Raw genomic sequence first — 12,903 nt, 5'->3', positions numbered from 1 at the left:
TCGGGGCCGTCGCCAAAGGCGACGTTCTCTCGGAACTCCTCGAGTCAGCCACTCGGACAGCTCTCCAGTAAATTGTCTTTCTACCTTGAATCTCTTTTCTGATTCAGGTGCAAGCACGCGACGTTCTCTCGGTAGCAACTCAAGTACTTTATTTCAGGTCAAAATCAAGGCGTGTATCTATCTACCCAGGCCTCGAAATTTTGGAGGCGCAAGGGTATAACAGAACGCCTTTCGGCGCAATGCCAATCGGGGGCTACAGGTGGTGGCTTATGGGTAGCTGCCGTGTATCTTTTAATAGCTCACGAAAATCTTCGCCAGACATCCGAATAAGCGAATGATGATCACCACTCTCAAAATAGACCTCTGGTTGTGTAAAGATCACAGGATCGACCCAGGTATCAATGCCATAGGCCTCGCCAATTGGGGGCATCGCGCCCACCTCACAATCAGAAAATGCTCCGGCCATCTCACTCTCAGAGATAAGTTGTAACTTGTGCTTCACCACATCACTCAACTTATTAATTTCCAGACGATGAGTGGCCGGTATAACGGCAAGCAAGTATCTGTCTTCATCACCCAGTAAAATACTCTTTACCAATTGATCTCCCGGCACATGGGCAACCGCTGATGTTTCCAATGCGGAAGATGTGCGAGTATGTTCTATCACCTCATACTTGGATTGATGATCAATCAGATACTCTTGTAATGTAATTGCAATTCCCATAACGCCTCCTCTGCCGATATAATCCCCTCTATACGAATACCGACATCACTTTTTAACCAATCAAATGAGTTACTGATTAGGTATACAAACAACACTCACAGATCGGTCTGGTTGATAAATACACCAGATAAGGCACTATCTACACACTCCCCATGCCTATTTTAAAGTATAGTCTCTGTCGCAAAACCGTCTTGTAATTTGGAAAAATAATAACTATGAGCGATAAGAAAAAAGAGAAGAAAAAGAATAAGAAATCACGCCTAGCCGATTCTGCAGATCGTCATCAGCTTTACGAGCTTTCAGTACAGTATGCCGCCTCAGAAATTGAGTTTGTCGATGAGACCTACAAAACAATAAGAGGGCGAAAGGCGAGCCTGCTTAGAGAAGACTTCTGCGGTACAGCCAACGTCTGCTGCGAATGGGTGAGACAGCGCAAGAGTAATCGTGCGATTGGTGTAGATCTCGACAATGAGGTGCTTACCTGGGGGCAGGATCATAAGATCACTGAACTCAGTATGGGGCAACGCAAACGCGTTACTTTGGTTGAGGCGGATGTCCTACAGGTAACCACCGAATCGCCAGACATCATCTCGGCGATGAACTTCAGCTATTGGCTTTTCAAAGAGAGAACGGCGCTAAAGCATTACTTTTCCCGCGTTAAAGAAGCCCTGGCCGAGGGGGGAATCTTTTTTCTGGATGCCTATGGCGGCTACGACTCCTTTCGGGAATTGGAAGAAGAGCGCGAGATCAACGAGGGAGAGTTCACCTATATATGGGAACAGGAACGCTATGATCCGGTAACCGGGGGTTTAATTTGCCACATCCACTTTGCCTTCCCGGACAAGTCCTGTATCAAGCGTGCCTTCAGTTATGACTGGCGACTCTGGACCCTGCCTGAAATTCGCGATCTGCTGGAAGAAGTCGGATTCAGTAAAGTCACTATTTATTGGCAAGGCTGGGATGAAGACGGTGAACCTGACGGGATCTTTGTCCCTTCAACTACGGGTGAGGCCGATGCTGGCTGGATCTGTTATATCTCGGCAGAAAAATAGCCCGCTCAAACCGTTGATTGCCCCATATAACTCATAATTATTCTTATATGCCTATTTGATATTTTTATATATATACAAGTAAGACTAAGGTTGTCCTCAGCATATTAACGCCAACAGATCCTAAGGCGCTTTTTAAATCTACTGAGGAACAACCCATGAGCATTTCCATTCTGGATGTCCAACGCCTGGCTACCACCTACGATGACCGCTCTCCTGAAGAGATCATCAGCCTGGCGCTGGAAACTGTCGAAAATATCGCGATCTCTTTCAGCGGCGCAGAAGATGTAGTGCTGGTAGACATGGCCGTCCAGATCAATCCCCACGTCAAAGTATTCTCGCTCGATACCGGTCGTTTGCACCCGGAAACCTACCGTTACCTGGAAGAAGTTCGAAATCACTATGGCATTGAGCTCGATCTGGTCAATCCAATCGGTGCAGATGTGGAGAAACTGGTCCGCGAAAAAGGGCTCTACAGCTTCTTCAAAGACGGTCATAAAGAGTGCTGCACGGTTCGCAAGGTAGCCCCTCTGCGCCGCAAGCTGGCAACACTCAACGGCTGGATCACGGGTCAGCGCAAAGATCAAAGTATCGGCACCCGTACCGAAGTGCCTGTCATACAGGAAGACCCCTCCTTCTCTACTGAAGAGAGTAAGCTGCTGAAATTCAATCCGCTGGCTAACTGGTCGTCGGCCCAGGTGTGGGAATACATCCGCACCCATGAAGTCCCCTATAACCCACTGCACATTCAGGGCTTCACCAGTATTGGTTGTGAACCCTGCACCCGCGCCGTTTTACCCAACCAGCACGAACGTGAAGGTCGCTGGTGGTGGGAAGATGCCGCTGACAAAGAGTGCGGCCTACACGCCGGTAATGTCGCAGCCAAGGCTGCAGCACGCTAAACAAGGAGACGATCATGGCCTTCATTACAATGGTAAAAAAACTCTCACGAGACGGTCAGCCCTGCGCAAAATGCAGGGACGTTGAAGCCCGTATGCGCCGCGAGGGTCTGTTTGATCAGATCGACCGCGTGGTAATCGCACAGGAGGGAGACCTGAGTAGTGAAGGCATGCGTCTGTCAGAAATCTACAAGGTCGACAGAGCGCCGTTTTTTCTGGTTGCTGACGCCAGTGGTGAAGTACAGGTCTATACCGTCTACTTCAAGCTACTGCGTGATGTACTGAAACCCGTTAAAACCCCAAAACCGGCACTCTCTGATCTGCTCACAGCTAACCCGACACCTGATTTCGCCTAAACAGCGGGAGAACTGAGCGCATGGACCCCTTGTTTACACTCGCGGGCTTTGTTGTCGGCATCTGTGTCGGTCTTACGGGCGTTGGCGGCGGTGCTTTGATGACACCCATCCTAGTGATGGGCTTCGGTATCCCAACTGCATTAGCCGTAGGCACTGATCTGGTCTATGCCGCCATCACCAAGGCCAGTGGTGTCTGGTTTCATGGTCGTAAAGGCTCAATACAGTGGCGACTGGTGGGCTATCTGGCACTGGGCAGCCTGCCTGCAACGCTGATTACGGTGGTTTTACTGGATTCACTACAGCCCAGTGGTCACCACGAGCGGGTGATTACTGTTGCGCTGGGTGTCACCTTGATCATTACCTCACTGGTACTGTTGCTAAAAGAGCGCATCGCAAAAAGCATGGCATCGGGTAATTCCAGGATGGCCGCATGGATCAGGCTCCATCGTACCCGCCTGCTGGTGACCCTGGGCGCAATCCTCGGTGTACTCGTGACGCTTTCATCCGTGGGAGCTGGCGCCTTAACAGCAGCGATCCTTTTTCTGCTCTACCCGAGGATGCCAGCCATTGCAGTAGTGGGTACCGATCTGGCCCATGCTGTGCCACTCGCCACACTGGCGGGACTGGGGCACCTGCAACTGGGTAACGTCGATTTCACCCTGCTTGGCAGTCTGCTGCTGGGCTCGATTCCCGGTACTGCCCTTGGCAGTCAACTGGGTATACACCTACCGGAAGCGATGTTGCGCCGGGGGCTGGCCGGAATTCTCTTTGTTACCGGCCTGAAGTTTGCTTTTTAGTCTTTAACTGACCATTGGAGTCAATCATGACCAATGCACTGAACCCGCTGATCGATTCGAAGGATTTCGATGACTACGACCAGCACCTGCAAAACTTCTTGCAGGGCAGCCTGGACCCCCACCGGTTTGTGGCCATTCGCCTCAATCTCGGTATCTACGCCCAGCGCCAGGACGGCATGTGTATGGTCAGAGCCAAACTGCCGGGTGGACGCATGACCCCCAATCAGCTGCTTGGCTTTGCAGAAGCGGCTGAGAAACACTCGGGCACTGACAGCGTGCATATCACCACACGTCAGGATATCCAGTTCCACTTTGTGCCTCTGGAAAAGACACCTGAGCTGCAGCGCACCCTGGGCAAGTACGGTATTGCCACCCGGGAAGCCGGCGGCAACACGGTTCGAAACATTACCGGCTGCTCTCTTTCAGGCGCCTGCCCGGCTGAACATGTGGATATCAACGCCTACATTGACCAGACGGCAAACTATTTCATTCGCCATCCGCTGACGGCCTCCATGCCACGTAAGTTCAAGATCAGCTTCTCCGGCTGTGAATCCGATTGCGCCAATGGCCTGGTACATGACCTGGGAGTGATTGCCACCCGCAAAGCGGGTCGGCCCGGCTTCCGTCTGCTGGCCGGTGGTGGACTCGGCGGCAAACCCAAAGAGGCCATTCTGCTGGAGTCATTCATCGAGGAAGATCAATTGATTCCGGCTATCGAAGCGGTTCTCTCGGTACACGACAAATACTCTGACAGAAAACGCAAGATGCGTTCACGGATCAAGTTCCTGTTAGATAAATTTGGCGTCGATGGGTTTATTGAAAAGTACCGTATTGAATATGCCAGGACTTCGAACGCGTACAGTGCGAATAGTCAGCCGATTACCACATGGCGTGAACGCACCGTTGATGGCACGCAGATAAAAACCACCCTGCGTGCGCCAACGGCCCAGCACCAGGAAGACCTGAATATCTTACCCGTCAGCATTCCTGATGGCCGTTTGACTATTCAGACCTTGAGGGATCTTGCTGATCTGCTGTACGCAGAAGGGCTGCATGATATTCGTACCACGCTGGATCAGAATCTGAGCATCTTCAATGTGCCTACCGATCGACTCGGCAGTCTCACTGTGGCGCTGAAAACACTGGGCCTGAAACTGCCGCGCTGCGGTGATCAAGTGGTCTCTTGCCCTGGAACGGCTACCTGCCCACTGGGCATCACCGCATCCCGTCAGATGGCGCCACGCCTGAGTGGTGGTGTAGGTGATCTGAGCGTGCGGGTCAATGGCTGTCAGAATGGTTGTGCCAATGCCACCATTTCAGATATCGGTCTGTATGGTAAAGGCCGCCGTCACCACGGGCGTTTGGTTCCCAGTTATACCCTGCAACTTGGTGGGGATGGCAGTGAAGGCGGAAGTATCGGGATTAACGGGCCGGATATACCAGCCGTGCGCGTGCCCTCTGCTGTGTCTTTACTGCACGACAGCTATTTTGCTGACAGGCAAGAGGGTGAAAGCTTCCGCGATTGGGTTAAACGTGAAGGGCGTGAATACTTTGATGAACTGCTCTCTCATCTAAGTACCGTCGGCGCTATGGAACTGGCGTTTCTTACCCGGGATCACGGTGACAGCAGCGTATTCAAAGTCGAATCACTGGGCGTTGGCGAGTGTGCAGGCGCACAAGCCGCCCCTGCAGACAAACTCCTTTTGGATGCGCGTTATGAATCTGATTTGAGCGTTTCCTTTGGTGCCAAAAATAAACAAGCCGATGCAGGAGAGAGTCTGGATAATCAGATTACCTACTCAGCGCAGGCGCTACTGGAGATTGCCGGACTCGATGGTAAGTTAACGGGTGAAGCGTTACTGTTGCCCGCACTGAGAACCGCTTATCCAGCTAACACAGCCGAGTTACACCAGCTTGAACAGCTCTTTACCGACCTGCGCGATTTCCAAAATACCTTGGATGAACTTCAATTGCCTGAGTTGATTACAGCAGCCAAAGCAATTACCGCTTGGGCTGAAACACTGGTAACGGAATTCAACAAACGTCCACATAGTACAGAGGAGCCACGCTCTGGCACTGACGGCTAATCACTGCATTGAGTCAGCGTTAATAACCTCTCCCGATAATTGGGAGAGGTTTTTTTGTGCTGAGCAATTGACACTGAAAAAAAGACAAAAAAATGCCCGACGGGGAGTCGGGCAAAAACTCTCTAATAAAGCCAGAGAGGAGGAGGATTAATTAATGTACGAAGAGAGCACCATTGACCGGCAGGTTAGCACCGGTGATATAGGCTTGCTCGTCAGCGGCCAAGAAGGCAACTGCTGAGGCGATCTCTTCTGGGTTACCCATACGACCCATTGGGATACCCGAAATGATGGATTCACGCACGTCATCACGCATCGCTGCGGTCATAGCGGTTTCGATATAGCCAGGAGAGACCGTATTCGCGGTTACACCCTTGGCGGCACCTTCATGTGCAAGAGCCATGGTGAAGCCGTGGATACCGGCCTTAGCTGCAGAGTAGTTGGTCTGCCCGAACTGTCCACGCTGGCCGTTGACAGAAGAGATATTGATGATGCGGCCAAAACCACGGTTCAGCATCCCTTCCCAAGCAGGCTTGGTGACATAGAAAGCGCTGTTCAGATTAGTGTTAATAACGGCATCCCAGCTCTCTGCATCCATACGCTTCATGGTTTTGTCACGAGTGATACCGGCACAGTTAACAATGATGTCGACAGGGCCGAACTCTTTTTCGACTTCAGCAACCATACGGGCGCTGTCTTCTGGAGATGAGACGTCACATACAGCAAGACCTACTTCAATACCCGCTTCAGCACGTGCCTTACTCCAATCGATCAACTTATCTTCCTCAGCAGGATGGTAAGTCGCAACAACCTGAATACCGTCTTTCGCCAGACGCTCACAAATAGCTGTACCGATTCCACCAACACCACCGGTAACGATGGCCAGACGTTTATTCTCACTCATAACTGATCTCTCTTTATTGCTTTGATGATTGACTGATTAAGCCGCTTTTACAGAGCTATTGACCTGCTTGGTGAAGGTATCCACACCCTGCTCTGCCCATGAGCGATAATCGTCACGTGCATCGTTGGCAACCTGAAGCGTCTCGCGACCCTTTACAACCAGATTTTCACCAAACTGTTTGGCAACATTCATCTCAGCATTGACCAGCTCTTTAATATCTTTCTGCTCGGAGGTTACCTTTACAAGTTCAATCCCAGCATCAACAAACAGGCCAAAAGCCTCAGTCTGCTTTTCAATAAGTTTTTCCCAAGTGCGAAGATTCAATTCACCCAGACTGCGGGCAGCCTCAAATCCAGCAACGCCAATCTCTTTCATTGCATCAAGATTAACAGCCGTTGTTTTCATGTGTAGAATTCCTCGTAGTTGTCACAACACATTTGTTGCGATGCAGCATATCCCCTCCGAAACTCCAGTGTCAAGCTTTTTTTGTGCGGCGCACAAATTCCTGCTCTATTTTCAATCGCAATAATTAAATTAGACTAAAAATAACCGCATATAACGCAAATAAATCCATCTCGAGCACCGCAAATATTCAGAATTAATAGTTATGTAACAATAAGTTAATCATACTAATGACAATAATAAGGGCATCATCAAGATGCGCGGCATCCCTATACAGGAAAAATCATTCCCCACTATTTTTTCTTGACTATGCTTGCGTTAACTAACCCGGAAGATCGTTATTGTGCAGTGCAACAATTTATGCTATCTTACAATACAAGAGCGAAAATCTGTAGCGATTATCGGAGTGCTTGAGCCATGTTTAGCAAGGAAGCTCAAGATCATATCCCGCACATCGTGCAGGAGCAGATTCTTAGTTTGAGCAAAAACGATTCACTTAATTCATAACCTTTTGAGGCAATACCCATGGCTACACAAAACCCGTTTGATATGTCTGCCCTCTTCGCTAGCTTTGATCCACAGGCTATTGCAAAGCAGTTACAGGATGGCTTCAGTGGCGCGGCGGTGCCTGGCATCGACACCAGCAGCTTGGTAGAGACGCAGCGTAAGAATATGGAATTATTGATGACCACCAATCAAGCCATGCTGGCGGGTTCACAAGCACTGATCCAGCGTCAGGCAGGCATGTTGCAGGAAGCTATTGCTGAGGTGACCAATGCAGCGAAAACCCTGACCACTTCTGGCAACCCAAGTGAAGTCTCTGCCAAACAGGTTGAACTGTTGCAAGCGGCATTTGAAAAGGCACTTTCGAACTCTAACGAAATCAGCAACATGATTCGTGACACGCAAGATTCTGTGGCCAACAAAGTCAACAGCCGAATCGCCGAAAGTCTTCAAGAGCTGAAAGAAACCATATCAAAAGTAAAGTAGTCCAAATTACCCAGCATCCATATACTAGATACTAGTTCTGAATCAGAGTCACAGGAGAGAAACATGTCGAAAACTGACCAATCTGAGGTCAATACGTTGGGCTTTGCATCGACAACCATGGAGCTAAAGAAGAATTTCAAACAAGTCGAAGAGATCATGGCCAATTTTGCCAAATCCTATGAACACATGGATCTTGACCCCTTCAACCTGATGAAATCTTCTGCCGAGTGGTACGCTGCCCTCGCAAAAGATCCACAGAAAGCGATCAATGCCAATCTCTCCTTCATGCAGAAATCTATGGAGCTTTATCAGCAGTCTCTGACCAATATGCTGGGCGGAACAGTTGCCTCCGATCCTGTTATCCAAGAGGATCGGAGCGACCGTCGTTTCAAACATGAGGGCTGGGCTGATCAACCCGCATTCAACGCGATCAAACAGTCCTATCTGTTGACTTCCAAGTGGCTGCGCGATCAGGTTCAGGGTGTTGAGGGACTGGATGAGCATACGGCAGAGAAGGTTGAGTTCTTTACCGAACGCTACCTTGATGCACTCTCTCCCACCAACTTTGCGGCCACTAATCCAGCTGTGATTGAAAAGGTGATCGAGACCAAAGGTGCCAATCTGGTACACGGTCTGAAAAATATGCTGGAGGATCTGGAAGCGGGCAAGGGTGAGCTGCGCATTCGCATGACAGACACCTCCGCTTTCGAGCTGGGTGTAAATGTAGCCACCACACCGGGTAAGGTTGTATTCCAGAATCGCATGTTCCAACTGATTCAGTACACACCTGCAACAGAAAAGGCATTAAAACGGCCACTGCTTGTGATTCCACCCTGGATCAACAAGTACTACATCATGGACCTGCAACCAAAGAATTCACTCTTGAAGTGGCTGGTCGATCAGGGGCATACGGTATTTGTGGTCTCATGGGTCAATCCAGATGCGTCTTATGCCGATACTGAGTTTTCCGACTATGTCACCGAAGGTGTACTCGAGGCCGTTGATGCGGTGGAACGTGCCACCGGCGAATCTGATATCAACATGATCGGTTACTGTATTGGTGGCTCTCTGCTTGCTACCTCATTGGCCTATATGAAGGCCAAGGGGGATACACGCGTCAAGAGTGCTACCTTCTTCACCACCATGTTGGACTTCTCTGATCCGGGTGAGCTGGGCGTCTTTATTGATGAAGAGCAGATCTGTGGTCTAGAGAAAAAGATGGGCGAAAGTGGCTATCTTGATGGGAGCCAGATGGCAGGCACCTTCAACCTGATGCGTGCCAATGATCTGATCTGGTCTTTCTATATCAATAACTATCTTCTGGGCAATGATCCGCGTCCGTTTGATTTACTCTACTGGAACTCGGATTCCACCCGCATGCCTGCCAAGATGCACGCTTGGTATCTGCGCAATCTCTATCTTGAGAATAATCTGTGTAAGCCCGGTGGTGTCACCATTGATGGCGTCTCTATCGACATCTCTAAGGTCGACATCCCGGTCTGCTTTGTTTCAGCTATAGAAGACCATATCGCACCTTGGAAATCGACCTACTCTGGCGCCAAACTCTTCTCTGGTGATGTACGCTTCATTTTGGGTGGCTCTGGCCATATTGCCGGCATTATCAACCCACCTGCTGCAGGCAAATATGGTTATCGCGTGACGGATGAGTTACCAGCAGATCCAGAAATTTGGGCCGCAGAGGCAGCAGTCAATGAAGGCTCATGGTGGCCTGAGTGGGATCGTTGGGTGAAAGTATTCGATTCTGAAGAAGTTGCGGCGCGCAATCCTGGCGACCGCGGAATGACCATTATTGAAAACGCACCTGGAAGCTATGTAAAACGCACGCTCAATGATGTAGCGCCTGCTCAACCGGTTGCAGTAGAAACAGCACAAGCTGAAACGGCTAAACCAGCTCAGACCGCAGCCAATGATGCACAGGATGATCTAACAGCCATCAAAGGCATAGGCCCAAAAATTGCGAAAGTTCTGAACTTGTCAGGAATCACCCGCTACGAGCAACTGGTAGCACTGGGTGCCGAAGGTCTTAAACGGCTTCTGGTTGGTATTGATGAGCGTTACAATCGCTATGACACATCCACCTGGCCTGAACAGGCTAAAACGCTGATGTCATAATGCATTAATAACCAGTAAGCGAAAAAGCCAAACCAGCGATGGTTTGGCTTTTTAATGCCTTTTAAAAACTATTGGGTTGAGAACCTTGCATGGATAGCTTCATCAACATCCGTCGGCTGCATTGTTTTGGCGTCTATTGGACACCACAGCGTTAATGCCTTGGCGAGTACTTTTCCGTCACTCTTCCTGAGTAACTCTGTATGCCTCTCAAAAGTACGGTGAACAGCCTTGCCCACCCAGGTAACCGCTATCACCTCATCCTTTGTAAAAGCGGGACGCTTATACTCGATCTCGTGCTTGGCAACCACCCATAAATACCGTTGCTTTTCACGCTCTGTTGCCAGCACTGACCAATGGGCAATTGCGGCCTCTTGAACCCATCGCAGGTAGACTATGTTATTCACATGTCCGAGTTGATCGATATCGCCTGGCTGGATGGTGATATCCAGTTCAAATTTATGATGAACTGTTTCTATATTCATTGTGTAATAATTTTTCAATTAAAAATCTTCGCAGAGCATTTAACATGGATCACTTCACAATACGCTGCAGATTAACAACCCTCTACCACATCAAATCATCTGGCACCTGAAAATCAGCATAGGGATCATCTTCTTCCGAGACCTGGGGGGTATCACTGATAAAGATAATCACATGCTGATCTCGTTGCTTGATCTTTTCTGCTACACCATTGGGTACCAGGGCATAGCCATCGCCAAACCGCGCAATGGCAACTTGTCCTTTGCTAAGCTGTGACTGGATTTTTTCTGTTACATAGAGTTTTTTGATTTTATTTCCGTCAGTAAAGCTATAAGCGATCTCACCCTCGTCAGTGTTGATCTGGTTCATTTCGATCAGTTGTCTTATCTGTGCCTGTAGTGCGCGCTTATCGGCCTCTGCTTTACGCTGAAGATTGAGTTGCCGATCCCGCTCTGCCTGAGCCTTCTGCGCCTCTTTAGCAGAACGTTTTACCTCATCGGCAGATTTACCATGCCCCTTTTGTTCCTGCTTGGTCTGCTTCTTCTTCTCTTTGCGAACCTGGTTGGCCTTTTTCTTGTCCACCAGGCCGGCCTTGAGTAGCTGGTCCTGTAGTGAGATACCCATCAATCACTCCTCTTACTTGACTCTAGTCTTTATAACATTCCGCCACACTTCCATTACGAAATACCATGCATTGACCGGGTTCGATCTTTATCCATGTTTCATTCTCGGTCAGTGGCTCCGTTGCAATCACTGCAACACAATCGCTCGGCGTGGTGACCTGTTGAAAATCAACAGTAACATCCAGATCTTTTAGTACGGCCGTGTCAAAAGGATGTTGTCTAATCAGATAATGCAACTCTGTACTACAGTGTGCGATCATTATTTCGCCATTTGACAGCAGGAAATTAAATGTACCCTCTTGTGCGATCTCTTGCGCTTTCTCTCGTATAGCACTGCAGATCTTTTCTATAGGAGGCCGTTCTGTAAAACGTGCCCTCAGATGCTCCAGAATGACACAGAAGGCCCGTTCGCTATCGGTTGTACCTACAGGCCTATAACAGCCCGTTAATATCGGATCATAGCCAAACAGATCGCCATTATGGGCAAACACCCAATACTCACCCCAGAGCTCTCGATTGAAGGGATGGGTGTTTTCCAGCTTTACCGCACCCACACTCGCTTTACGAATATGGGCAATCACATTCATCGAATGGATTGGATAGCGTTTAACCAGATCGGATACTACTGAATGGGCCGAAGGTTGAACATCCATAAACGTACGGCACCCCTTTCCCTCAAAGAAAGAGATACCCCAACCATCTTTGTGCTCGTCGGTCTCTCCCCCTCTTTTGGCAAAACCTTCAAAAGAGAAGCAGATATCCGTTGGTACATTGCAGTTCATTCCCAATAGCTGGCACATAACTCAATCCCGACACTTAGTCCTGATTTAGACGGTTCCCATCTGGCGGGCAATAAAGGCTGTTTTAGCAGAAAGCTCCAATGAACAGGTCCATTTGTAGGCCAGATTCAGCGTCTCTCCAACCGCATAGACACCATGTCCGCGTACGACTGTGATGCGGTGATTCCTCAGCATGGTAGCAACCGCTGCCGGAGCCTGCGCCACATAGTCAGCATAGGGTATGGTGATCACAGGAACCTCAGGAAAGTAGAGCTGGCCTTCGAAATCCAGCGGCATGAAAGACTCTCCATTGAGCGTTGCGGCCACACTGTAAGGTCCATGACTGTGTAAAACTGCAGTGGCCGCCGGATTTTGCTGATAGATCTGCTGGTGTAGCGGTCCATCCAAAGAGGCCCCTACGCCGCATCCATCTTGTACGGAACAGGCAACCAGATCATCGACAGTCAGGGTATCTGCACAGGAACCCGTAGGTGTCACCCAGAACCGATCACCCGCTCTGACTGAGGCGTTACCGCTGTGTGAATCGTTGTTACCGTACTGCCTTAACCACTGGTAGTACTGAACCAGCTGCTCGCGTAAATCCATTCAACCTCCAATTTGAGTACCCTTTAGGGGCTATGATAGGCGAATTATCCCTTCTTCAGTACAATAACGGAAACCTA

At 49.5% G+C, this 12,903-nt stretch carries 14 protein-coding genes; 7 read left to right on the top strand and 7 right to left on the bottom strand.

Going from position 1 to position 12,903, the window contains the following annotated elements; genetic code table 11:
* Positions 1-253: 253 nt before the first annotated feature.
* On the bottom strand, positions 254-724 hold the full coding sequence (locus FHP88_RS07175) for an aminoacyl-tRNA deacylase (protein ID WP_144358354.1): 471 nt from the start codon (positions 722-724) through the stop codon (positions 254-256).
* A 215-nt stretch (positions 725-939) separates the two neighbouring features.
* On the opposite strand from FHP88_RS07175, the gene FHP88_RS07170 reads away from it, so the two are divergent.
* The 5 genes from FHP88_RS07170 (at position 940) to FHP88_RS07150 (ending at position 5,912) form a co-directional block, all read left to right on the top strand.
* Entirely contained in the window at positions 940-1,776 is an 837-nt protein-coding gene (locus FHP88_RS07170) for a class I SAM-dependent methyltransferase (RefSeq protein ID WP_144358353.1), read from the top strand.
* Between the two features lie 155 nt (positions 1,777-1,931).
* The gene (locus FHP88_RS07165; RefSeq protein ID WP_144358352.1) at positions 1,932-2,675 is read left to right on the top strand and encodes a phosphoadenylyl-sulfate reductase; all 744 of its coding nucleotides are present in this window, start codon (positions 1,932-1,934) and stop codon (positions 2,673-2,675) included.
* A gap of 14 nt (positions 2,676-2,689) precedes the next feature.
* Positions 2,690-3,028 carry a hypothetical protein gene (locus FHP88_RS07160; protein ID WP_144358351.1) on the top strand — a complete coding sequence of 113 codons (339 nt, stop codon included), beginning with the start codon at positions 2,690-2,692 and terminating at the stop codon, positions 3,026-3,028.
* A gap of 20 nt (positions 3,029-3,048) precedes the next feature.
* Positions 3,049-3,825, top strand: a complete 777-nt coding sequence (locus FHP88_RS07155; protein ID WP_144358350.1) for a sulfite exporter TauE/SafE family protein — start codon at positions 3,049-3,051, stop codon at positions 3,823-3,825.
* A gap of 26 nt (positions 3,826-3,851) precedes the next feature.
* Positions 3,852-5,912, top strand: a complete 2,061-nt coding sequence (locus FHP88_RS07150; RefSeq protein WP_144358349.1) for a nitrite/sulfite reductase — start codon at positions 3,852-3,854, stop codon at positions 5,910-5,912.
* Between the two features lie 151 nt (positions 5,913-6,063).
* Here FHP88_RS07150 and phbB read toward each other — a convergent pair whose 3' ends face one another.
* Both phbB and FHP88_RS07140 read right to left on the bottom strand, forming a co-directional pair.
* Positions 6,064-6,813, bottom strand: coding sequence for an acetoacetyl-CoA reductase (gene phbB / locus FHP88_RS07145; protein WP_144358348.1), 750 nt, complete (start codon positions 6,811-6,813; stop codon positions 6,064-6,066).
* A gap of 36 nt (positions 6,814-6,849) precedes the next feature.
* Positions 6,850-7,218: a phasin family protein gene (locus FHP88_RS07140; RefSeq protein WP_144358347.1), complete on the bottom strand. Its 369-nt coding sequence runs from the start codon at positions 7,216-7,218 to the stop codon at positions 6,850-6,852.
* A 522-nt stretch (positions 7,219-7,740) separates the two neighbouring features.
* On the opposite strand from FHP88_RS07140, the gene FHP88_RS07135 reads away from it, so the two are divergent.
* Both FHP88_RS07135 and phaC read left to right on the top strand, forming a co-directional pair.
* Entirely contained in the window at positions 7,741-8,205 is a 465-nt protein-coding gene (locus FHP88_RS07135) for a phasin family protein (RefSeq protein WP_144358346.1), read from the top strand.
* A gap of 63 nt (positions 8,206-8,268) precedes the next feature.
* A complete protein-coding gene (gene phaC, locus FHP88_RS07130) occupies positions 8,269-10,338 on the top strand; it encodes a class I poly(R)-hydroxyalkanoic acid synthase (protein WP_144358345.1) in 2,070 nt (689 codons plus the stop codon).
* Between the two features lie 68 nt (positions 10,339-10,406).
* Here the strand turns inward: phaC and FHP88_RS07125 are convergent, their stop codons facing one another.
* The 4 genes from FHP88_RS07125 to FHP88_RS07110 form a co-directional block, all read right to left on the bottom strand.
* On the bottom strand, positions 10,407-10,820 hold the full coding sequence (locus FHP88_RS07125) for an acyl-CoA thioesterase (protein ID WP_144358344.1): 414 nt from the start codon (positions 10,818-10,820) through the stop codon (positions 10,407-10,409).
* Between the two features lie 82 nt (positions 10,821-10,902).
* A complete protein-coding gene (locus FHP88_RS07120; protein ID WP_144358343.1) occupies positions 10,903-11,442 on the bottom strand; it encodes a DUF2058 domain-containing protein in 540 nt (179 codons plus the stop codon).
* 22 nt (positions 11,443-11,464) lie between these two features.
* Positions 11,465-12,241, bottom strand: a complete 777-nt coding sequence (locus FHP88_RS07115; protein WP_144358342.1) for a class II glutamine amidotransferase — start codon at positions 12,239-12,241, stop codon at positions 11,465-11,467.
* Between the two features lie 27 nt (positions 12,242-12,268).
* Positions 12,269-12,826 (bottom strand): class II aldolase/adducin family protein, encoded by a 558-nt coding sequence (locus tag FHP88_RS07110; protein ID WP_144358341.1) that lies wholly within the window; start codon positions 12,824-12,826, stop codon positions 12,269-12,271.
* Positions 12,827-12,903: the final 77 nt, after the last annotated feature.

The organism is Sedimenticola selenatireducens, from assembly GCF_007625115.1.
Classification (GTDB): domain Bacteria; phylum Pseudomonadota; class Gammaproteobacteria; order Chromatiales; family Chromatiaceae; genus Sedimenticola; species Sedimenticola selenatireducens_A.
This window is presented reverse-complemented; position numbering and strand designations above follow the sequence as displayed.

Coding starts and splice junctions, on each gene's coding strand:
- FHP88_RS07165 (WP_144358352.1), top strand. CDS start 1,932: ATGAGCATTTCCATTCTGGATGTCCAACGCCTGGCTACCACCTACGAT.
- FHP88_RS07135 (WP_144358346.1), top strand. CDS start 7,741: ATGGCTACACAAAACCCGTTTGATATGTCTGCCCTCTTCGCTAGCTTT.
- FHP88_RS07160 (WP_144358351.1), top strand. CDS start 2,690: ATGGCCTTCATTACAATGGTAAAAAAACTCTCACGAGACGGTCAGCCC.
- phbB (WP_144358348.1), bottom strand. CDS start 6,813: ATGAGTGAGAATAAACGTCTGGCCATCGTTACCGGTGGTGTTGGTGGA.
- phaC (WP_144358345.1), top strand. CDS start 8,269: ATGTCGAAAACTGACCAATCTGAGGTCAATACGTTGGGCTTTGCATCG.
- FHP88_RS07175 (WP_144358354.1), bottom strand. CDS start 724: ATGGGAATTGCAATTACATTACAAGAGTATCTGATTGATCATCAATCC.
- FHP88_RS07125 (WP_144358344.1), bottom strand. CDS start 10,820: ATGAATATAGAAACAGTTCATCATAAATTTGAACTGGATATCACCATC.
- FHP88_RS07155 (WP_144358350.1), top strand. CDS start 3,049: ATGGACCCCTTGTTTACACTCGCGGGCTTTGTTGTCGGCATCTGTGTC.
- FHP88_RS07110 (WP_144358341.1), bottom strand. CDS start 12,826: ATGGATTTACGCGAGCAGCTGGTTCAGTACTACCAGTGGTTAAGGCAG.
- FHP88_RS07115 (WP_144358342.1), bottom strand. CDS start 12,241: ATGTGCCAGCTATTGGGAATGAACTGCAATGTACCAACGGATATCTGC.
- FHP88_RS07140 (WP_144358347.1), bottom strand. CDS start 7,218: ATGAAAACAACGGCTGTTAATCTTGATGCAATGAAAGAGATTGGCGTT.
- FHP88_RS07120 (WP_144358343.1), bottom strand. CDS start 11,442: ATGGGTATCTCACTACAGGACCAGCTACTCAAGGCCGGCCTGGTGGAC.
- FHP88_RS07150 (WP_144358349.1), top strand. CDS start 3,852: ATGACCAATGCACTGAACCCGCTGATCGATTCGAAGGATTTCGATGAC.
- FHP88_RS07170 (WP_144358353.1), top strand. CDS start 940: ATGAGCGATAAGAAAAAAGAGAAGAAAAAGAATAAGAAATCACGCCTA.